This window comes from Wolbachia endosymbiont of Aedes aegypti (assembly GCF_021496215.1).
GTDB classification, from domain to species: domain Bacteria; phylum Pseudomonadota; class Alphaproteobacteria; order Rickettsiales; family Anaplasmataceae; genus Wolbachia; species Wolbachia pipientis.
On sequence record NZ_CP090902.1, the window covers coordinates 528,214 to 549,450 of the forward strand.

At 35.9% G+C, this 21,237-nt stretch carries 16 protein-coding genes and 3 pseudogenes; 6 read left to right on the forward strand and 13 right to left on the reverse strand.

Annotation, left to right across the window (positions count from 1 at the left end):
• The first annotated feature begins 402 nt into the window (after positions 1 to 402).
• Entirely contained in the window at positions 403 to 1,575 is a 1,173-nt protein-coding gene (odhB, locus tag L0Z58_RS02680) for a 2-oxoglutarate dehydrogenase complex dihydrolipoyllysine-residue succinyltransferase (protein ID WP_010962667.1), read from the forward strand.
• Between the two features lie 38 nt (positions 1,576 to 1,613).
• Here the strand turns inward: odhB and L0Z58_RS02685 are convergent, their stop codons facing one another.
• On the reverse strand, positions 1,614 to 3,572 hold the full coding sequence (locus L0Z58_RS02685; RefSeq protein ID WP_022626293.1) for a tetratricopeptide repeat protein: 1,959 nt from the start codon (positions 3,570 to 3,572) through the stop codon (positions 1,614 to 1,616).
• A complete protein-coding gene (locus tag L0Z58_RS02690; RefSeq protein WP_050707712.1) occupies positions 3,569 to 4,021 on the reverse strand; it encodes an ATP-binding protein in 453 nt (150 codons plus the stop codon). The genes L0Z58_RS02685 and L0Z58_RS02690 overlap by 4 nt, the downstream gene beginning before the upstream one ends.
• 80 nt (positions 4,022 to 4,101) lie before the next feature.
• On the opposite strand from L0Z58_RS02690, the pseudogene L0Z58_RS02695 reads away from it, so the two are divergent.
• Positions 4,102 to 4,934 (forward strand): annotated as a pseudogene (locus L0Z58_RS02695) (IS5 family transposase).
• Here the strand turns inward: L0Z58_RS02695 and L0Z58_RS02700 are convergent.
• Positions 4,914 to 5,882, reverse strand: coding sequence for a hypothetical protein (locus L0Z58_RS02700; protein ID WP_041580627.1), 969 nt, complete (start codon positions 5,880 to 5,882; stop codon positions 4,914 to 4,916). The pseudogene L0Z58_RS02695 and the gene L0Z58_RS02700 sit on opposite strands and share 21 nt — an antisense overlap.
• A 249-nt stretch (positions 5,883 to 6,131) precedes the next feature.
• On the opposite strand from L0Z58_RS02700, the gene secA reads away from it, so the two are divergent.
• The gene (gene secA / locus L0Z58_RS02705) at positions 6,132 to 8,792 is read left to right on the forward strand and encodes a preprotein translocase subunit SecA (protein WP_022626296.1); all 2,661 of its coding nucleotides are present in this window, start codon (positions 6,132 to 6,134) and stop codon (positions 8,790 to 8,792) included.
• A gap of 88 nt (positions 8,793 to 8,880) precedes the next feature.
• Here secA and L0Z58_RS02710 read toward each other — a convergent pair whose 3' ends face one another.
• From L0Z58_RS02710 to L0Z58_RS02720, 3 genes are all read right to left on the reverse strand, one after another.
• Entirely contained in the window at positions 8,881 to 9,870 is a 990-nt protein-coding gene (locus L0Z58_RS02710) for an ankyrin repeat domain-containing protein (protein WP_010962670.1), read from the reverse strand.
• 337 nt (positions 9,871 to 10,207) lie between these two features.
• Positions 10,208 to 10,849: a fructose-6-phosphate aldolase gene (gene fsa, locus L0Z58_RS02715; protein WP_010962671.1), complete on the reverse strand. Its 642-nt coding sequence runs from the start codon at positions 10,847 to 10,849 to the stop codon at positions 10,208 to 10,210.
• Between the two features lie 39 nt (positions 10,850 to 10,888).
• On the reverse strand, positions 10,889 to 11,230 hold the full coding sequence (locus L0Z58_RS02720; RefSeq protein ID WP_010082297.1) for a hypothetical protein: 342 nt from the start codon (positions 11,228 to 11,230) through the stop codon (positions 10,889 to 10,891).
• 270 nt (positions 11,231 to 11,500) lie between these two features.
• On the opposite strand from L0Z58_RS02720, the pseudogene L0Z58_RS07040 reads away from it, so the two are divergent.
• A pseudogene (locus L0Z58_RS07040) lies at positions 11,501 to 12,595 on the forward strand (IS3 family transposase).
• A gap of 480 nt (positions 12,596 to 13,075) precedes the next feature.
• On the opposite strand, the gene folD reads toward L0Z58_RS07040, so the two are convergent.
• The 5 genes from folD to L0Z58_RS02760 all read right to left on the reverse strand — a co-directional run bounded on the left by folD (position 13,076) and on the right by L0Z58_RS02760 (position 17,336).
• Complete coding sequence (gene folD, locus L0Z58_RS02740) at positions 13,076 to 13,954, reverse strand: bifunctional methylenetetrahydrofolate dehydrogenase/methenyltetrahydrofolate cyclohydrolase FolD (protein ID WP_010082295.1); 879 nt, start codon at positions 13,952 to 13,954, stop codon at positions 13,076 to 13,078.
• Positions 13,938 to 14,513: a UbiX family flavin prenyltransferase gene (locus L0Z58_RS02745; RefSeq protein WP_010962673.1), complete on the reverse strand. Its 576-nt coding sequence runs from the start codon at positions 14,511 to 14,513 to the stop codon at positions 13,938 to 13,940. Before L0Z58_RS02745 ends, folD begins: the two co-directional genes overlap by 17 nt.
• Positions 14,506 to 14,772, reverse strand: coding sequence for a DUF2312 domain-containing protein (locus tag L0Z58_RS02750; RefSeq protein ID WP_010082293.1), 267 nt, complete (start codon positions 14,770 to 14,772; stop codon positions 14,506 to 14,508). The genes L0Z58_RS02745 and L0Z58_RS02750 overlap by 8 nt, the downstream gene beginning before the upstream one ends.
• 13 nt (positions 14,773 to 14,785) lie before the next feature.
• On the reverse strand, positions 14,786 to 16,069 hold the full coding sequence (locus L0Z58_RS02755; protein ID WP_010962674.1) for an HlyC/CorC family transporter: 1,284 nt from the start codon (positions 16,067 to 16,069) through the stop codon (positions 14,786 to 14,788).
• 88 nt (positions 16,070 to 16,157) lie between these two features.
• The gene (locus L0Z58_RS02760) at positions 16,158 to 17,336 is read right to left on the reverse strand and encodes an aspartate aminotransferase family protein (protein WP_010962675.1); all 1,179 of its coding nucleotides are present in this window, start codon (positions 17,334 to 17,336) and stop codon (positions 16,158 to 16,160) included.
• Positions 17,337 to 17,611: 275 nt separating this feature from the next.
• Here L0Z58_RS02760 and L0Z58_RS02765 point away from each other — a divergent pair, with 275 nt between their 5' ends.
• Positions 17,612 to 18,784 carry an NADH-quinone oxidoreductase subunit D gene (locus L0Z58_RS02765; protein WP_010962676.1) on the forward strand — a complete coding sequence of 391 codons (1,173 nt, stop codon included), beginning with the start codon at positions 17,612 to 17,614 and terminating at the stop codon, positions 18,782 to 18,784.
• 27 nt (positions 18,785 to 18,811) lie between these two features.
• Here the strand turns inward: L0Z58_RS02765 and L0Z58_RS02770 are convergent, their stop codons facing one another.
• A complete protein-coding gene (locus L0Z58_RS02770; protein WP_153296793.1) occupies positions 18,812 to 18,955 on the reverse strand; it encodes a hypothetical protein in 144 nt (47 codons plus the stop codon).
• Between the two features lie 589 nt (positions 18,956 to 19,544).
• Positions 19,545 to 19,739 (reverse strand): annotated as a pseudogene (locus tag L0Z58_RS02775) (IS256 family transposase); the annotation flags it as partial.
• Between the two features lie 154 nt (positions 19,740 to 19,893).
• On the opposite strand from L0Z58_RS02775, the gene L0Z58_RS02780 reads away from it, so the two are divergent.
• On the forward strand, positions 19,894 to 21,222 hold the full coding sequence (locus tag L0Z58_RS02780) for an IS4-like element ISWen1 family transposase (protein ID WP_010962373.1): 1,329 nt from the start codon (positions 19,894 to 19,896) through the stop codon (positions 21,220 to 21,222).
• The last annotated feature ends 15 nt before the right edge of the window (positions 21,223 to 21,237 follow it).

The window sequence follows — 21,237 nt, forward strand, 5'->3', positions numbered from 1 at the left end:
AGCTAGCATTCAAATTCTCCCTTGTCAATTTGACGTTTTTTGCTGTCTTAAACGCTTTGTAAGCGCGTTTCGGCTTATATAGGTAAAAACCTAAAAATTTTCAAAGACATGCGATGCACGTAGTGCGAAAAATTAAACATGAGACGCCAAATACCCTAAGTTTTTTGTCATTAACCTGCACAGATTGCGAAGATAAATAAGTAGCTTCAGTTTCATGATAGGGGGGATGGCAAAGCTTGTCAAGGAATTTTTATGGCCTAGCGTCACGTGCTGGAATGACATTTGGGAATATGTTATCCGTTTGTCACTTCTAAATGATAAGAGCCTCAATGAATTTATTAGTTTATTACATGTCTCTTTTCATGTATAAATCTATAGAAAGTTTTATACGGAAGTTGTTTTATGAGCAAAATTATAGAAATCAGAGCACCAAAAACTCTTGGTGGTGAATCAGTTACAGAAGGTATAGTAAAAATAAAGAAGGGTATTGGAGAAGCAGTAAAAGTAGATGACTTGATCTTTGAAATTGAAACTGACAAAACAGCACTCGAATTAACTGCAGAAGCTTCAGGGCAAATAACTGAATTTCTTATAAAAGAAGATGATGTAATAAGTCCTGATCAATTGTTAGCGAAGCTTTCCATGGGAGAAGTAAAAGAGGAAGCGAGAAAAGAAGATAAAAGCGAAAGTGCTGCTAAAAAAGATGCTCCATCAGCTCGTAAAATTATGGAAGAAAATGCAATCAGTGCAGAAAGCGTCAAAGGAACTGGCATGGGAGGCAGAATAACAAAAGCAGATGTGATAGGCCATATGAACAAAGCTGAACAACCTGCAATAAAACAATATGAATTGCCAAAAAGTGTAGTAAATGGAGAGCAAAGAGAGGAACGAGTAAAAATGAGCAAAATAAGGCAAGTAATTGCCGCTCGTTTGAAAGCATCGCAAAATACTGCTGCAATACTGACCACGTTCAATGAAATTGACATGAAGAATGTCATGGATCTAAGAGCAAAATATAAGGACGCCTTTGAAAAAAAATATGGAATAAAACTTGGTTTTATGTCGTTTTTTATAAAGGCAGCGGTGCAAGCATTGAAAGAAATTGCTGAAATTAACGCTGAAATCTCAGGCGATGAAATCATATATAAACATTACTATGACGTAGGTGTTGCTGTTGGCACCGATAAAGGTCTTGTTGTACCAGTTATTCGGGGTGCCGATCAGATGTCATTTGCAGAAATTGAGTTGACTTTAGTTGCTCTTGGCAAAAAAGCTCGTGAGGGTAAATTACAAGTATCAGAAATGGAAGGTGCAACATTTACCATCTCAAACGGTGGAGTATACGGTTCACTTCTTTCCACTCCGATAATAAACCCTCCGCAATCTGGAATACTTGGAATGCATTCAATACAAAACAGGCCAGTTGCTGTTGGTAATGCAGTAGAAATCAGACCTATGATGTACATTGCTCTCTCTTACGATCACAGAATAGTTGACGGCAAAGGAGCAGTAACTTTCCTCGTTAAAATAAAAAATTATATAGAAGATCCAAATAGATTAGTTTTGGAAGTGTAGCTCAAATGAATTGTTGTTAATCCAGTATTGCTAAAAACCTAAATGTCATCTAGTTCTGCCAGCAGTTTAGCAACTTCTGGATGATCAGGGCCATAATGTTTCTCAAAAATAGGCAAGGCCTGTTCAAGCAATTCCTCTTGTTTCTTGTGATCGCCCAAAGCGCCATAGGCAATACCAAGATTTGCCAGTAGTTTGGCAACTTGAACATGACCAGAGCCATAATGTTTCTCAAAAATAGGTAAAGCTCGTTCAAACAACTCTTTTGCTTTCTGATGATCGCCAAAAGTGCCATAAACGATACCGAGGGTTGCCAGTAATTTAACAACTTCAAAATGGTCGAGGCCGTAATGTTTCTTTCGAATTGCTAGAGCCTGTTCAAGCAACTCTTTTGCCTTCTGGGGATTACCTAAAACCCTATAAGAATTACCGAGGTTTACCAGTGTTCTAGCAACTTCAAAATGGTCAGGCCTGTAATGTTTCTTTTTGATTGCTAAAGCCCGTTCAAGTAACTCCTTTTGTTTTTTATAGTCACCTAAATCCACATGAGAGATACCAAGGTTTGTCAGAGTAATAGCGACTTCAAAATGATCAGAGTTGTAATATTTTTCTTTAATTGTTAAGGCCTGTTCAAGCAGCTCCTTTTCTTTCTGAGGATCACCCAAAGCACCATAAGCGATACCAAGGTTTGCTAGTAGTTTAGCAACTTCAAAATGATCATAGCCATAATATTCCTTAAAGATAGGTAAAGCCCGTTCAAGCAACTCTTTTTCTTCCTGAGGATCACCTAAAGCCCTATAAGCGGTGCCTAAACTTATTAGTGTTCTAGCAACCTCAGGATGACCAGTGCCATAATGTTTCTCAAAAGTAAGTAAAGCTCGTTCAAGCAATTCCTTTTGTTTCTTATAATTGCCTAAATACCCGTAAGCGTTACCTAGGTTTGCCAGCAGTTTAGCAACTTCGAAATGATCAGGGCTATAATGTGTCTTCAAGATAGGTAAAGCCCGTTCAAGCAACTCTTTTTCTTTCTGAGGATCACCTAAAGCACCATAAGCAATGCCAAGGTTTGCTAATGTAATAGCAGCTTGAAAATGATCAGAGCCATAATGTTTCTTGATGATAGGTAAAACCCGTTCAAGCGACTTCTTTTGTCTTCTAGGATCTAAATCAAAATATCCATCGCCTATCCATATTAACAAATTTACAAGATAATCCTTTTCTATTGTTTGTTTTTCTGAAGGATTTTTTGTTAGCCAATTATCTACATGTGATAAGAACGCTTCTAAATGCGGCAATAATTGTCGTTTCTTAGCATAATCTTCTAATTTATCACTGCCGTAAGGAAAGCTTTCTTCCAGTAACTCAAAAGTCTTTTTCACAACTTTGTCTTTGCCTTGTTTTTCTAACTCTATTCTTGTTACTTGCTGTACTAACCTGTGGATATTGACTGAGCTTTGCTCTTCTCCTGGGTTGATCATTGAATATTGTTTAAGTAGTTGGATAGCATCACCTAACTTTTCTTCATTGCGTTCTACCCCTAAAAACATTTTTGCAGGAATGTTGTCAGGAGCAATATAGGCAATGATATCCAAGATTTCTTTGGCTTGCTGACCATACTCTGGGTTATCTTTGATTTTATCAATAGTAATTCTCCAGGTTATAAAAGTTGTCTTGGTGTAGCTATTGTCGCTGTCTTTAGGAAACTTAAAATCAAGTAATTTTTCTGCTTCCTCTTTGTATCTCTTTAAATAATCACTAATTTCAAACTTCAAGCCTACATTCTTTAATGCTATATCCCTTTCTTTTATGTATGCAACTGCCTGCTGCAAAGCTAAAGGAAAATGCTGTAATGTTTCTGCCAAATTCTTTATTTCATTTTCTTGTGACCCATCTTTTATACCTAATGCTTTTCTAATAAAGTCTATTGATTCTGGTTCAGTAAATGCACCCAATGTTAATGATTTTATATCTCCCCATTTCTGATTACGAGAGGTAATCAAAACACTAGGTTTATTATCATCAGATGATAAAAAGTGGGACGGTAAGAATTGACTAATACCAGCATCTTGACCTTCACTTCTATATTCTTCTGCATTATCGAAAACAAAGAGACTTTTCTCTTGGCGAAAAAAGCGTATATGTCTCTTACAATAGATTCAATATCCCTATCTTCTGTAGGAATGCCTAAAGGATCTCTAGCTAACCTGAGAAAAGACTGCACCATGGTTTCATGGGTTTCAGCTTTTATCCATATAATATTGTTGTCATAATCTTTACTGTGTTCTTCAATATATTTTTTGGCCAGCTCAGTCTTACCTATTCCTCCCAACCCACTAATAGAAACCAGTTGCGATATTACTGTGGCTACACCTTGACTTTTTTGTATTAATTTGTGTAGTTCTCGTAATTCTTCTGTCCTTCCAGTGAACGATCCTACTGGATTTCTCACCTCAAATCGAAAGCCTCCTAAGAGGTTGTCCGGAAACAAGTAAAAGGCTATAATATCTGAAATTTTAGTACGGGGTAAAGATGAGAAAAAAGTATCCAACAGATCTAAGCGAAAGGGAATGGTCAAGAATAGAAAAACACTTCAGAGTATCATACAAGAAAGGAGGAAGGCCGCCAAAGTATAGCAAAAGAGAAATATTAGAAGCAATTTTCTATGTATTGCGTACAGGGTGTCAATGGCGGTATTTACCAAATGATTTTCCGCTATGGAAGACTGTGTATGAGCAGTTCAGGCAATGGAAGAAGCAGGGAATTTTTGAGAAAATGAATTATGAAATTACAAAATATAGTAGAAGAAAAATAGGAAGGAATGAGCAGCCGAGTGCCTGTATAGTAGATAGTCAATCTGTAAAGACTACAGAAAAGGGGGGATCAAAGGCTATGATGGAAGTAAAAAAGTAAAGGGTAGAAAAAGGCATATAATTACAGACACTCAGGGTTTTATACTAGGTTGTTACGTAGGCGCTGCTAACGAAAATGATAGAGATGGTATTAAAATAGCATTAAACAATATGAGAACAAAATATACTAAAGTTAAAAAAATGTGGGCTGACATGGGATACCAAGGAAGAAATTTAAAGAATCACATAAAGGAAGAATATGACATAGATATTGAAATTGTTAAAAGGCCTCCATGTAGATTTTGGGTGCACAAAGATACGCCACCTGAGCTACTACCAACAAGAGAACAAGGGTTTAAAGTACAGCCAAGAAGATGGGTTGTAGAAAGGACTTTTGCTTGGGTTAATAGGAATAGAAGGCTATCGAAGGAGTATGATTTACTCACAACATCCACTGAGAATTTCATATACCTAGCTATGAGTAGGGTTATGTTAAAGAGGGAATATGCTTGAATTTACTAGTTTCCGGACAACCTCTAAGATTTCTTCTTTCATCTTGCGAAAGAATTCTCTTCCGTCTTCATGTGTAAGAAAACGTCTCCCTTTTTCTTTCAACCAATCTAGCATTTTTTCTTGGAAGCAAGCGTAAACATTCTGTCTATCAATATCATTAAATTGCTCGCCTAGCTCACTTTTGATAATATCCGCTAGTTTTATTTCATTGGGCTGATTTACTGCAAATACTAACTTATCAAAAAATTCTTTTATATTGTCTTCCAACCTACCTTCATTCATCATTCGTCCAAATTCACGTTGCCACGTCTGATTTCTTTCCAATTTCCTTTTTGAGTTCTGATCTGGCTTGTTTTGGAGTTTTTTTATCTCCTCTTCTAATTCTTCCATCGCTTCTTCTACAGCACTTTCAAATGCTGGTTGCACTACTGAAATCATGTTATTGTGAATATAAGAGAACTTATATCTAGTGCCACCATCTTTAAAAAAGACATCACTAGTGTCGATTACTTCAACTAAAATTTCTATTTCCTCGTTTGGTCCTAAAGTTTTTACCCTCAACTTCTTCACTGTGTTTCGTGCTGTGCTTTGATCCAGATCAAAATCGATATTAGTACAGATAATAAAATCTTTCAGGTTACCATCTGCAAAATCTTGATTATTTTTGATCTTTAGGTAAGAAACAAAATACTTTGCTAATCCAAACTCACCACTTTTATCTTTTGTAAGTAAGTTCCCTACTCCTATTTTCTTGTTATCTTCATCTTGTGTGTGTTTAGCCTGCAAAAAACGGTATACTTTCTTACTACCTTGGGTACATTCAAATACTAAATCATCGAATTTTCTGGCCTCTTCTATTTCTGTACCTAAGCGAAAAGAGTGCTGATAGAGCACTCCTCGATGCAAAAATAGCATCAATACCTTTAGCTGGTAGATATTACCGTGCATAACTAGTTACCTCATACAGGCTGCTATAAATTTGTTTGATCTAGAATTAAAGATTACCAAACACCTAAAATAATGCAATAGAGTCTTTATGTGTTGATAGAAAGGCCTTCGAGGGTAGGAATTGCCTGGCAAATTCTTAATTCTTGATTTAAAAAAGACTTTCCAAAGACTCCCCAAATCTAATATGTAATTGCTGTAGGCTGCATTTAGTAATATAATCTCATATTAAATAAGACTTTACTTAAGTTTATGCTAGATTCTCCGCTAATTTTGACAGCCATTCTTATATTTTTCATTTTTACGTTGTCATTCTTTTTTATAAGAAAGATATTTGGGTCAACAAATAAGAAGATAATAAAATCCTTTAGGAAAATTGTTCAGCAAATAAATGCATTAGAAACAGAAATGCAGAGTTTATCTGATGAGGAGCTTGCTGGTAAAACTGAAGAATTCAAACAAGAATTGAAAAATGGGAAAACGTTAAATGATCTTCTCGTACCTGCATTTGCAGTTGTGCGTGAAGCCTCTCGAAGGTTTCTTAACATGAGGCACTTTGATGTTCAACTGATTGGTGGAATGGTGCTCCACAATGGTATGATATCAGAAATGAAAACAGGAGAGGGAAAGACACTCGTTGCAACTTTAGCAGCATATCTAAATTCCTTAGAAGGGAAAGGCGTACACGTCGTAACTGTTAATGACTACCTTGCAAAACGAGACACAGAGTGGATGAGCAAATTATATAATTCTCTTGGGGTTTCTGTTGCGTTTATTACGAATAACTTGACAGACGAAGAGAGGAAAGAGGCTTACAGTGCAGATATCGTGTATTCCACAAATAACGAGCTTGCCTTTGATTACCTGCGAGACAATATGAAATTTTCTCAAGAAGACATGGTTCAGAGAGGCTTTCACTACGGAATAGTTGATGAAGTGGACTCAATACTCATTGATGAAGCTCGCACTCCGCTTATTATTTCTGGCCCGGTTGAGGAAAACAATCAGATATATAAGCATATCAATAAAATAGTAACCAAATTAGTTGACTCCGATTATGAAGTAGATGAAAAAGGTAGAACGGTATTCTTGACTGAAGATGGTATTTCACGAGTGGAGGAACTACTAAGGTCATACAATCTCATTCCTGAAAATTCCTCGCTCTATGATACTGACAGCATGATAATGACTCATTATATAGACCAAGCATTACGTGCATATAAGCTGTTTACTGCTGATAAAGATTATATAGTAAAGGATGGCAAGGTAGTGATTATTGATGAATTTACTGGGCGTATGATGGAGGGCAGGAGATATTCCGATGGTCTTCATCAGGCACTTGAAGCGAAGGAGAATCTTGAAATTCAGCATGAAAACCAAACTTTAGCATCGGTCACATTTCAGAATTACTTTCGTATGTACAATAAACTTTCCGGAATGACGGGAACAGCAGCAACAGAGGCAGAAGAGTTTCGTGATATATACAGATTAAATGTAGTAAAAATTCCAACCAATGTACCTGTAAAAAGAGTTGATATTGATGATGAAATTTACGGTACAGAAAAGGAAAAATTTAATGCTGTGTTGAAGTTTATAGAAGAATGCTACAAACGCCTTCAACCGGTCCTTGTTGGCACGGTGAGCATCGAAAACTCTGAGAAGCTTTCTGCGCTTTTGCAAAGCCATTCTCTTAAGCATTCAGTATTGAATGCTCGTTATCATGAACAAGAGGCGTACATAATAGCGCAAGCTGGGGTGCCAGGTAGTATCACTATAGCAACTAACATGGCAGGGCGTGGAACTGATATTCAACTCGGTGGAAATGCTGAAATGATCGCAAAGGTAGAGCTAAAGAAGATAAAAAATGCTGATGAAAGAGAAAAAAAATACCAAGAAATAGTTGAAAGAGTAAAAAAAGATAAGGAAATTGCTATAAAAGCTGGTGGTTTATGTGTGGTTGGAACCGAAAGACATGAAAGCAGGAGAATAGATGATCAATTACGCGGCCGTTCTGGTCGTCAGGGGGATCCTGGACTTTCTAAGTTCTTTTTATCGCTCGAAGATGACCTAATGAGAATATTTGGCTCTGATAGAATGAGAAGCTTTTTACAAAAAGTAGGGTTAAAGAATAACGAAGCTATTCATCATCCATGGATCAATAAGGCACTCGAGAAAGCGCAAAAGAAAGTTGAAGCTAGAAACTATGACGTGCGGAAATCTCTACTTAAGTTTGATGACGTAATCAATAACCAACGTAAAGTTATTTTTAAACAGAGAAACAATATCTTAGGCAACGAAATTAATGATTTACTTGAAGTATATAGCGAAGTAAATGAGAGCGTAGTAGAAGGTATAATCCAAAGTGGCTATTATGAGGATTATATTGAAAATATAGTCAAAGAATTCCATACAAGGTATGGAATAACGCTTGATAAAGAAGACTTGGCAAAGTTTTTGAATAAACAAGAAGCTTTGAATTATATAAATGATAAGATACAAGAATTTTTTACTGAGAAAGAAAAATATTTCAACAGTCAGCACACTACAGATTTGTGGAATACGATCGTGAAGCAAATGATGATAATGACACTTGATCATTTATGGAGGGAACACCTTTCAGTTCTAGAGAGCCTAAGACAAAGCATAAGCTTACGTGCTATGGGGCAGAAAGATCCACTGAATGAATTTAAACGCGAAGCTTTCTTGATGTTTGAGTCAATGCTTGAAAAATGGAAGGAACTCACCATTCACCGCTTAGCACACTTTAAGTTGGCAGACAACCAAGAGATAGGCAATAGGTTACATTCTGCTAGAAATAGCAGACTTCCCAAAGTCTCAAGAAACGACAAATGTCCTTGCAACTCCGGAAAGAAATACAAACACTGCCATGGTGCGGTTACTGTGGTGAGCTAATAATTATGGTTATACAGTTTGTTTATTTCCATCAACATTACTGCATCTAACCTCACTTAGCTTACTGTTTAATGAGTGCTCTGATGACTTATACGCAGCCCCATAGGAAATTCCACCAACTATCAGTGCAGGATGCTACAGTAATTCCAATTATTGCTAGTGCAGGTAATGCAGTAGCGTAAACGAGTGCTAATGGAGTAACAATGGCAGCTAATATACCCACAGCAACTCCTGCTGTTATAGCTTTAGATCTATGAATAAATGATGGATCTGCACCATCATTTAGTAGAAGTTTTGCTAGCTTTGGGTATCGACGCTGAACAGCGTAGTGTAAAGGAGTTCTTCCTCCTCGATCTTGTATATTAACATCTGCTCCTTTTTTTAGTAAAACTTCTACTACTTGTGTGTGTCCATGCTTAGCAGCATTATGTAAAGGAGTTCTTCCAACTTTACTTTGCACATTAACATCTGCCCCTTTTTTTATAAGATGTTTTACTACCTCTATATGACCATTATTAGCAGCATCATGTAAAGGAGTTCTTCCAACTTCACTTTGCACATTAACATTAGTGCTTCTTCCCAATAGATTTTCTAATACCTGTGTATGTCCATACTTAGCTGCATAATGTAGAGGAGTTTCCCCATACCTATTTTTCAGATCGATATCTGCTTCTTTTTTTGACAAAATTTCTACTATTCGTATGTGTCCATGTTTAGCAGCAACATGTAAAGGAGCTTCTTTGCAATATCCATTTTTTATACCGGTTTTCGCTCCATTGTCTAATAGATTTTCTACTATTTGTATGTGCCCATGTTCAGCAGCAACATATAAAAGAGTCCTTTCATATTCTATAAAGAACCCTGTTAATTTTGTATCTTTAGCTATCATACGCAACATGATACCTGGTAAAAACAGGTGATCTATATCAAACTTGTTATCTTTCCACCCGTTGTATACGCGTGGGTCCTTTTCCTGCAGCTTATCCTTAATTTTATCAATTATATTATCTTTATTGAAGCCTTGATCATTAATTTCTTGTAATATTTCCTTTAGCATTTCTTCAAATTCTGATCCCACTATTTCCTACCAAGCTATAAAACTTTATTAAGGCATATGAAGTGGATTATGTCAATGAAGAACTAAGAAACTGGTTCTTCTTTTTTTCTATAGCTTTAGGTTTACCTACAATTTGAAAAACAACAAATTCGTCATTCCGCTACTCGTTAGCGCCGCGGCGGTATGATGTAGGGAAACCTTTCTTGGGTTAGCTATAAAGTTAAAATTCGACCAGGGCAGCCGCAATAAGGTAGCAAACGCCATCATGTCTTTAGGAGAGTTTGCTAATGAAGGCTCTTAAGTTGACGCCATTGCCTGAACGGATACGCCAATTTTTATGTTCATTTGTAACCGTCTATTATTTTACACCCCAGTCTTTTTCAAATATTGCTAGCCCTTGGTCAGTAAGTGGGTGATTAACTAATTGTCTAAGTACTTTTGCTGGCACAGTAATTGAATCAGCACCAAGCCTTGCAGCTTCTATTACATGCGCTGGGCTTCTCACTGATGCAACAAGAACTTTAGTATCAAAACCGTAATTAGAATATATAGTACATATATCTTCTATTAGCGATAAGCCATCATAGCTTATATCATCAAGGCGACCAACAAAGGGGGAAATAAAACAAGCACCGACCTTAGCGGCAAGCAGTGCTTGTCCAGGAGAAAAACATAATGTGATGTTAACAGGTATTTTATGCTCTGTCCATAACTTTTTACAAGAAATTAATCCTTCATGTGTAAGAGGTAATTTGATCACAACATTATCAGCAATTTTTGCTAAATTCAGACCTTCTGTGATCATCTCTTCATGGCTATCTGCAACAACTTCAACACTAACAGGCCCTTTTATAATAGAGCATATTTCACGCACTAAATCCTCGTATTTATCTTTACGCCCGGACTTTGCTATTAAAGAAGGATTAGTTGTTATGCCGTCAATGAACTCCTTTAGTCCTTTAATTTCATTTAAATCAACGCTATCAAGAAAAATTTCCATATTAATCTCCTATAAAAAAAATACCCTTGCAAAATCTTGTCATCCTACCGCTTGACTTACAACCTTATGAACTTTCTGCGTTGTAAACATCAAACAGCCGATAACACAACTGTACAAATATTGAGACATAAGAGTAATTTGTACCAAGAAAAAAGATGTCATCCCAGTGCCCAGACCCCTTAGACAATGTACCATCTTTTGATTTTGTCCATTCTGGGCGGGGTTTTCAAGTTCTTTGATCTTAAATACTACATCTACTTTATCAAGATCAATGTTGACTTCTTTTACTAATGTTCTAATAAGACTACGTTTGGCTTGCCAATCTAGGTCCGATTTAACACTAGAATAAAAGCCCTTTATGCTATTTGTAATAAGATTCATTTTCTGCCGTATTCCCTTTTACCTTTTTCTTCTCTCCTTCAATCTCTTTTAAACGTTACTTCATTTTTTTTATTGCCTGCTTAAAGTCTTCCTTACTTATAGTTAGTGCATACTTTGTTGCCGTAAAAACTTCTGGTACCCAAACAATTGTAATAAGTATACACAATCTTTGTCAACTATTTTCGGCACTGGTATATTGACCTTACCCAGAAAAAGTGGAGAGAAAGAAAGGAGTTTTTTCGGGTAAAATAAAATTTTGGAGGATTAGAAATGGTAAGAGAATATACGGCAGAATTCAAATTGGAAGCTGTTAAGCTGGCAAATGAACAAAGAAAGGTAGGTCAACCAGTTGCAAAAGTAGCAAGAGATCTAGGAATAAGGGATAGTGTATTAGGAAAATGGATGAAGAAATATAACGAAAAAAAGTCAGCGGCAAATGCATTTCCAGGTAGAGGTAACATGGCTCCTTACGACAAAGAGAGGTTTGATTTACAAAGCAAGAGTAACAAGGGAAAGAGACATTTAAAAAAAAGCCCTGGCCAGTCAAAAAGAGTAAAATATTTTTTCATAAAAGAGCATAGTAAACACTATAAAGTGCAGGAATTATGTAGGGTTTTCTGCTAGTGGCTACTATAAGTGGACTACAAGGAAAATAAGCAGTAGAGAATCAGCAAATAAAGAGTTATTAGCAGATATTCAAAAAATATATCAAGCTTCTAAATGTAGATATGGAGCTCCTAAAATTCATGCTGAATTAAAGGCTTTGGGTAAAAGTTGCAACTTAAAAACAGTGCAAAGTATTATGCAGAAAAATGGTATTCAGGCTATATTGAGAAGAAAATTTAAAATTAAGAAACAACAAACGGACAGTAGCTCCCAATATATTAGACCAAAACTTTATTGTCGATCAACCAAATAAAGTATGGGATTACTTATATAAAAACCAAGGAAGGATGGCTATATTTGGCAACAATAATCGATCTATATTCACGCATGGTAGTTAATGAGCAGTTCAATAAATAAACAATTGGTTATGGACTCTTTATTAATGGCCGTTAACAAGCGTAAACCTGCCAAAAATCTACTATTACATAGTGATCAAGGTTCACAATATACTTCGCAAGGTTATCAATATCTCTTATCCATAAAAAACATAGATGAGTTATAAAGGTTGTTGTTACGACAATTCTGTTGTGGAAAGCTTCTTCAGTTCTCTAAAAAGGGAGTTACCAATAGACACCTCTCGGCACTCTAAACAGCATATCAAAACTGCTATATTTGAATATATAGAAATTTTTTATAACAAACAACGTCACTATTAACTATTGCATTCCTGAGCATTTTGATTCATCATTCTCTTTGTGAAAAACATTCCAAACTTTCTCTCCACTTTTTCTGGGTAAGGTCAGATACTATAAACTATAAAAAAATTTCTCCGATAGTTCATATAGCAAGTAAATTCACAAAATGAAGACTATTATTTTTATTACAGGTGTATCTACGGTTGGAAAATCAAGTTTGGCTCATATATTAGGTTCAAAGCTTTTTATGCCTAGAAACTTTGCAATTCCACTAACTATAGCTAACCCAAGAAAGGTTTCCCTACGTCATACCGCCGCGGTATCTCAGCATAGATTCCGCTAACGAGTAGCGGAATGACGAATTTGTTGTTTTTCAAATTGTAGGTAAACCTAAGCCACTTTAGCTATACTTGTAGAGAAAAAAGAATAGATGATGATCCTAAATATTTAATAAATTTGACTACTGAGGAATTTCAAAAATCTCAATTTTTTATTAATTGTGATATGGTACATTCTATCTTCATATAGCTTTCCTCTTCATACCTCAACTAATGAAATCAGAAGCATCAACTCCCTTTTGCAAGCAAGCAGCAATAACAGTGTTCATCATTAGAAATGCAATGGTCATTGGGCCAACGCCCCCGGGTACTGGGGTCATAGCTTTGGCTTTCCCTTTTATTCCTTCAAAGTCAACATCACCTACAAGCTTTCCTACGTTAACGCTATTTATGCCAACATCGATCACTATTGCACCTTTCTTTATCCAGTCTGCTTGAACAAAATTTGGCTTTCCGACTGCTGCAACTACTATATCCGCTTTAGAGCAATATTCAGCTAAATCCTTGCTTTGTGAATGCAAGATGGTGACAGTGCAGTTTTCTTGCAATAGCAGGTAAAACATTGGCTTGCCCACGATATTTGACCTACCAATTACCACTGCGTTTTTACCGGAAAGGTTCTCTTCAATTGACTTAATTAAATGCAAAGAACCTTTAGGAGTGCAAGGTATAAGGCAGTTTTTTTCACCTTTAACTAATTTGCCAACGTTTTCATCATGAAAGCCATCTACATCTTTTTCAACACTTACTGTGTTAATTACTCTGCTTGCACTAATATGATTTGGTAAAGGCAATTGCACTAAAATGCCATGCACAGATGGATCTTCATTTAATTCATTGATTTTTTCAATTAATTCATCTTCTAAAATATTATTAGGCAAAACAATGGTCTCAGAACTTATGCCTATTGATTCTGCTTTTTTCTGTTTGTTGCGAACATAAACCTGACTTGCTGGATTGCTACCTATGAGAATTACTTTCAGGCAAGGAAAAATGTTATACTCTCTCTTTAAAATATCAATTTTTTGTGATAGCCTCTCACATAGGTCGTTTGCTATTTTTTTACCATCAATAATAATTGTCACTTCCTTGCCACTCCTTAAAGTCGGGTAATTTGATATCAAATAAATCCAATACTTTGCCAACAGAATGATTAATAATATCATCCAACGATTTCGGTTTAATATAAAAAGCAGGCACTGGTGGAGCAATAATTGCTCCCATCTCCGTTAATTTTAACATATTTTGTAAATGCCCAAGATGCAGTGGTGACTCTCGCACCATAAGAACTAACTTTCTTCTTTCTTTTAGCATTACATCTGCAGCCCTTGTCAATAGATTGGAAGTAACACCTGATGCGATTTCAGACATTGTCTTCATAGAGCATGGTGCTACAATCATCCCTGAGGTTTTAAATGAGCCGCTTGCTATTTTTTCTCCAATCTTTTCTTCAGAATAGTAAAAATCTGCAAGTGATGTAATATCTTCAAGTTTTTCTTTAATCTCGTGAGCTAAAGTTACTTTCCCAGCACGACTTATCACTAAATGAGTTTCATAATCGACGTCTTTCAACGCTTCTAAAATACGCACACCGTAAATAGAACCAGATGCTCCACTTATTCCAATTACAATTCTGCTATTCACTTAACTCTTCTTCGTAGCTCATTCCCAATGCACGTTTATAGGTATCAAGCAATATTTCTTGTTCCTCTCTGTCATCATCATCCATCTTCCTCAGCCTAATAATTTGTTTCATCACTTTTATATCCCAACCTTCATCTGCGGCTTTTGCATATACATCACGAATGTGATCTTGCACATCCCTCTTTTCTTGTTCAAGTTTTTCGATTCTCTCTATGTAACCCTTCAACTCTTCAGCCGTTATTTTTACTGTATCTTCCATGAAACTCCACTAATTAATTGCTGCCACTAATATTACCAATTTTTACTTGCACTTCAACAACAGTAATAATATTTTTATCTTTTTTTAAAATCTTAAAGCGAAAACCATACATGGAAAACTCCTCGCCTTCGTCAGGAATGCGCTCTATTTCATTCACAATCATACCTGCTAGAGTTGTAGCTTCTTCATCAGGGAGATTCCAGTATAACTGCCTGTTAATGTCCCTAATAGTAGATTTTCCTTCTATGTGATACATATTATCAGATATTTTCTTTATAAAATTCTCCGTAATCAAATCATGTTCATCCGAAATTTCTCCAACTATTTCTTCCAGTATATCCTCAAGAGTTACAATTCCCTGCAGTGCTCCATACTCATCAATAACAAATGCAAGGTGTTTCCTGTTCTTACGGAAGTTGTGAAGTTGCACGCTGAGCGGTGTACTTTCTGGTATGAACCAAGGCCTTGACATAACTTGGGTAATGTCAACTTCTTCCGCTTTATTATTCTTTTCACGCAAAGCATTTATTAGAGCTTTCACGTGAATTACACCTACAATGTTATCTGGTTCCTTCTGCCATAAAGGTACTCTACTGTGACTGCTGGTTAAAATCTCTCTTATTAACTCTTCTTTATTCCGATCTATATCAAGAGAAAATAGGTTTCTTCTATGGGTCATAATTTGTGATATCTCTGTCTCAGCCAAATCAAGTATGCTGCTTAGCATATCTAAATCCTGTTGCAACATAGTTCCTTCACTGCGGTGAAGAGTAATCATATTACGCATTGCATCCGCTGCAGATATCACTTCCTTATCTTTATGCAGCCCACATAATTTTAGGATGAGGTTAACAATAAATTGAATACCTAGTGTCAATGGAGAAAAAATCTTTACAAAAAACAATACAAAATAAGCAGAAAATGATGCAAATTTTTCAGGATTTTGAATAGCATAAGTTTTTGGTAGAACTTCGCAGAACAATAAAATACAAAATGTCATTATAATTGTTGATAGGAGAATGCCCTCATTTCCAAAAAGATTGATAAATATTGCTGTAAATAAAGCAGAGCAAGTAATATTAATAATTGTATTGCCGAGCAATACCGTTCCTATTGTCAATTCTTTCCTATTTAATAAGCGATCTATTACCCTGGCTTTTTTGTTACCGTCTAGCTTTAGCTTATTAACTCGAGAACGGCTAATTGAGGTTAAGCCTATTTCTGCTCCTGAGAACAAAAACGATAAAACTAACAAAACAAAAATTGCTGATGATACTAAGACCAATAACCAATCCATTAAAGTACGATGTTATTGTGATAAAAAATAAAATTAATTTTACATGTTATGAGAGGCATTTGCAAGCCTGAATTTATATTGCCGAATTTTATATACCTTTAATCTTTAAAAACAAATCATAAAGCATATTACACGCTGCGTTCACATGCTCATCCTCAATGATAAGTGGTGGGGTTACCCTTACTACTTTGTTGTTTAAAACCCTAGTTATTATTAAACCTTTATCAAGAGATCGACTAATAATTTTATCAGCTACAAGAGTTGCTAGTTCTATTCCCATTAGTAACCCTTCTCCACGAACTTCTAAAATCATCTCAGGAAATTCTTTAGCTAAAAGCAACAGCTTTTCTTTTAAATATTTACTAATTCTTTTAACATGATCAAAAAAGCCTTCTTTTAGCATTATATCGAGCACTGCATTACCAACAGTCATGGCAAGTGGATTGCCACCATAGGTTGATCCATGAGTTCCTGGAGTAATTGCTTCTGCTATATAATCTTTCACTAAACATGCAGCTACAGGAAAACCGTTACCCATAGCCTTCGCACAGGTTAGCATATCAGGTTCAATGCCGACATTTTGATAATGAAATAAAGAACCGATGCGTCCATATCCGCACTGCACTTCATCAAAGCACAAAATTATTCCTTGAGCTTTTGTTATTTCCCTTACTTTTTGAAGATATTCTACGTCTAGTGGATATACTCCACCTTCGCTTTGTATGGGCTCTAAAAATACAGCAGCTATTTCATTGTTGATTTTTTCTTCTAATGCTTTAATGTTATTTCTTGGCACTTTATCAAAACCAGAAAGGAGCGGAGCAAAACCTTCGCGTGATTTTTCATTGCCTCCAGCAGAAATTGCAGCAATACTGCGGCCATGAAAGCCTCCTTCAATTGTAATAATACGATTACGTTTTGCTTGCCCTTTTGAATAAAAGTAACGACGAATAAACTTAATTGCAGCTTCTGTTGCTTCAAGCCCACTTGAGCAGAAAAAAACTTTATCTGCAAAAGTAAGGGTTGTTAAATGCTCGGCAAGCCTTTCTTGCTCGGGAATAGTGAAAATGTTAGAGCAGTGCCATAATGAGCTCGATTGCTCTTTCAGCTTATCTGTAATGTATGGATGACAATGCCCTAAAGAAGTTGTAGAAATACCTGCAGCAAAATCTAAATATTTTTTACCATCTTTATCAAAAAGATATGCCCCTTCTCCCCTGACTATAGGAGTGTCAAGTCTATTATACGCATTAACAACATGATCCATTTTATAAGTATTGTGGTATTATCTATACTATACCTGAAATGAATCCATTAACACAAAGCTTTTCCTTTAACCTCTTATGCTACTTCAACTAAAAATTTGGCTAATGCAAACCTTTTTTGTCATTCTATAGCTAAAGTGACTTGGTTTTACCAACACTTATTAGCCATTGTAAAAGTTTTTGTTTCTATTGAATGATAGTTGTAGCCTATGCAAGAAGTTTATTGACTTTGAGCGCACTTTAGCCTATACAATTTTAATATCTTAAACTACTGGACATGCCCGATCTAAAGACAATGATGTTAAATTTTGGACCTCAGCACCCAGCTGCACATGGAGTGTTGCGTCTTGTTTTAGAGATGGATGGTGAAGTGATCGAGAGGGCAGATCCCCATATTGGGCTTTTGCACCGCGGTACTGAAAAATTAATAGAACATAAAACGTATCTTCAAGCTTTGCCTTATTTTGATCGCCTTGATTACGTATCACCAATGTCACAAGAGCATGCATATTCACTTTGTGTGGAGAAATTGTTGCAATGTGAAGTGCCAATTAGGGCAAAGTATTTACGTGTCTTGTTTTGTGAACTGACGAGAATACTAAATCATTTACTGAACGTTTCTTCTCAAGCACTTGATGTTGGAGCAATGACCCCTCTTTTATGGCTCTTTGAAGAAAGAGAAAAAATACTGGAATTTTACGAAAGAGCTTCAGGTGCAAGGTTTCACGCAGCTTACATCAGGCCAGGTGGAATTGCAGCAGATGTTCCAGAAGATTTGATTGAGGATATTGCAAAGTTTATAGAGCAATTTCCAAAATATATAGACGATGTTGATGAACTTTTAACAGAAAATAGGATATGGAAGCAACGCACTGTAGGAATTAGTGAAATATCAATTAAACAGGCACTTGATTGGGGCTTTAGTGGCCCAATGTTGCGCGCTGCTGGGCTTGCTTGGGATTTGCGAAAAAGCCAGCCATATGAGATATATGATCAACTAGATTTTGATATACCGATCGGCCAAAATGGCGACTGTTATGACCGTTATCTAGTTAGAATGGCAGAGATTAGGCAATCTATCAGTTTGGTGAAGCAGTGCATAGAGAAAATGCCTGAAGGGCAAATAAAAACTGAAGATAGAAAAATTTCTCCACCGTCAAGAGCAGAGATGAAAAAATCTATGGAAGCTCTGATTCACCATTTTAAGCTCTATTCAGAAGGATATCACGTACCAGAAGGTGAGGCTTACGCAGTTGTTGAGGCACCAAAAGGTGAGTTTGGAGTGTATATAGTTTCAGATGGTACCAATAGACCTTATAGGTGCCGAATAAGAGCACCTGGCTTTGCGCATTTACAAGCCTTAGACTTTATGGCAAAAGGACACATGCTTGCTGACGTTGCAGCAATTATTGGCTCACTCGATATAGTTTTTGGTGAGATTGATAGGTAATCATTGGTACCCGTTCAGGCAATGGCGTCATGCAAGTAGCTGACACATAACTGTACGAACATTTGTTTGCAAAGGCAGTATGTTAAGTGTTATAGCCGATTTTGCCTCAAACACAAAGGCAGTGCCTTGACTACTTGGATCCAGAAAAATTGATTGTGTACTATACAACATTTTTGATCAAAAGCGTAACCGTTCACTGTTAGACTGCATTCTGTGATTTTTAGCAAAACATGATCTTTCATTTGAGCTTCCTTCAATTTAAAATAAATACAGAAAATTGCTGCCTATAGCTAAACTGACTTAGATTTACCAACAATCGTCATCCCGCTACTTGTTAGCGGCTAAGAGATACCGCGGCGGCATAGCTATCTTCAAAAATATGGTTGAATAATTGTGTGTATAATTATTAATATTTTTAAACACTTTGGCTATGGCTTTATCTAAGTTTCTCGACCCTAAGCTGGATTTAACCTTCAAAAAAATATGTAGGGTCAAGAACTGGCGCGCCTACTTTAGGGTTTGGTGGCTGATCCATTGTTTTCACAATAGGCCTCAATCCAAATTCCCATGTTAACGTTTCCAGCTCCCGCCTCGTCAAACGCAGCATCCGCACTACGCTTTCCTAGCAGATTCTTTACCAAAGTTTATAACATATTGTGCTGGTGATGCTTTCGGTTTGTAATACCTTATTCTATAGTCTGAATATAGACCCAGCGTTTTGTATATCCATTCGCTACTCCACTTCTTCCAACCAAACCCTCTCTTCACTTTCAGCTAATAAGTGATTTTCTATTTCACCTTCCAAACTTGCCTCCAGCAGCTTTTTTATAAATGGTGTAAATGCTCCATCCCTTCCTGTTAATGGTCTGCCTTCCCTTATTGATGACAGTATATTTGCTTCCAGTTCTTTGTAATCTACCAAACCGGTAGTTCTGTTTACTACTTTCTGACTCATTGTCAAACCTCCATTTTTTTTATATCAATTTATTACTTTTTTTTTGGTTTGACACACTTTTTTGCATACGCGTCAAGTTAAGGAAATAAAGGTATGAAAGAGATAGAATAATAAGGTATAAGTTCTCCCAGAAATACTTTTAGTGAGAGAACCAATGAATAAAATAACTAGCTTATCAAAAAAGCTCAAAGAATTTTTTAATGAAAAAGCAGACAAAATCTCAATTACAACAAGGTTTATAAAAAGAAAGAGAAAGCTAAAAGGTTCATCGTTCGTAAAAGCCATGGTCTTGGGTAATATAGGGGTTGATAATTGTAGCGTAGAAACAATGTGTCAATTACTAAACGAGGACTCGATAGATATAACAAAACAAGGTTTGGATTTTAGATTTACTGAAGAAGCAGTGGAATTTATGAAAAGGATGTATAATGAATCTGTGCTTCTCTTCAAAAATATCTTGCAAGTTGATTGCAAAATCTTACAGCAATTTAATAGTGTTAAATTATTGGACAGTAGCTATATTACTCTACCTAACAGTATGGAAGAGATGTATAAAGGTTATGGTACTAGCTACAGTGGCTATGAAAGCAATACTAAGTCTGGAATAAAGTTACAATTAGTTTTCGACTACATGAATCAGATAATAGACCAACTTAATTTAACGGAGGGAGTAAGATCAGACCAGGGATATAGGAAACATTTAAGTAATATATTAAGCAATGATTTGCTAATATCTGATCTCGGTTATTTTGTGCCAAGTTCTTTTAAACAAATCAATGAAATAGGAGCTTATTTCATAAGTCGTTATAAATCCGATACCAACATATATGATGTAGAAACAAATCAAAAAATGGAGTTATTAGAATGTTTAGAGGATAAGTTATTTTTAGAAAACGAGGTATTGTTAGGAAAAGAAGCAAAAATTAGAGTAAGAATTATATGTCAGAAACTAACTGAAGAACAGTCTATGGCCAGAAGAAGGAAAGCTAATAGATTAGCAAGATCGCAGGGATATACATCCTCTAAAAGAAATCAAAAATTGTTGAACTGGTCAATATTTATAACTAATGTTCCAGAAAATAAAATTAGTGCTGAGCAAGTATTAACGATTTACAGAGTAAGGTGGCAAATTGAGTTATTATTTAAATTGTATAAAAGCCATATCAGACTTGATAAGCTAAAAGGAAAGCCATGCAGAGTATTATGTGAACTATATGCTAAATTGTGCGCAATTCTTATATTTCACGGCATAGTTGGTTGCACAGAAGTGAAAAAGAATACAGAACTTAGCTTAACAAAGGCATTTATTGAGCTAAAAAGGCGGGTTATAGAGTTATTTTTAGCACTAAAGAATAAAGTTAATAGTTTGAAAGTTTTTCTTAAAAAGCTTACCATAACTTGGTCTCGATTTTCATTAAAAGACAAGTACAGAAAAACTAGAGTATCTACCTTAACTTCCCTGAATTTACTTACAATCTCTTAACTTGACGCGTATGCT

Bases quoted from the DNA above. Each gene is read 5' to 3' on its own strand.
- L0Z58_RS02700 (WP_041580627.1), bottom strand. From the start codon at position 5,882: ATGCACGGTAATATCTACCAGCTAAAGGTATTGATGCTATTTTTGCAT.
- L0Z58_RS02780 (WP_010962373.1), top strand. From the start codon at position 19,894: ATGAATAAAATAACTAGCTTATCAAAAAAGCTCAAAGAATTTTTTAAT.
- L0Z58_RS02770 (WP_153296793.1), bottom strand. From the start codon at position 18,955: ATGTTGTATAGTACACAATCAATTTTTCTGGATCCAAGTAGTCAAGGC.
- L0Z58_RS02765 (WP_010962676.1), top strand. From the start codon at position 17,612: ATGCCCGATCTAAAGACAATGATGTTAAATTTTGGACCTCAGCACCCA.
- fsa (WP_010962671.1), bottom strand. From the start codon at position 10,849: ATGGAAATTTTTCTTGATAGCGTTGATTTAAATGAAATTAAAGGACTA.
- secA (WP_022626296.1), top strand. From the start codon at position 6,132: ATGCTAGATTCTCCGCTAATTTTGACAGCCATTCTTATATTTTTCATT.
- L0Z58_RS02760 (WP_010962675.1), bottom strand. From the start codon at position 17,336: ATGGATCATGTTGTTAATGCGTATAATAGACTTGACACTCCTATAGTC.
- odhB (WP_010962667.1), top strand. From the start codon at position 403: ATGAGCAAAATTATAGAAATCAGAGCACCAAAAACTCTTGGTGGTGAA.
- L0Z58_RS02755 (WP_010962674.1), bottom strand. From the start codon at position 16,069: ATGGATTGGTTATTGGTCTTAGTATCATCAGCAATTTTTGTTTTGTTA.
- L0Z58_RS02720 (WP_010082297.1), bottom strand. From the start codon at position 11,230: ATGAATCTTATTACAAATAGCATAAAGGGCTTTTATTCTAGTGTTAAA.
- L0Z58_RS02750 (WP_010082293.1), bottom strand. From the start codon at position 14,772: ATGGAAGATACAGTAAAAATAACGGCTGAAGAGTTGAAGGGTTACATA.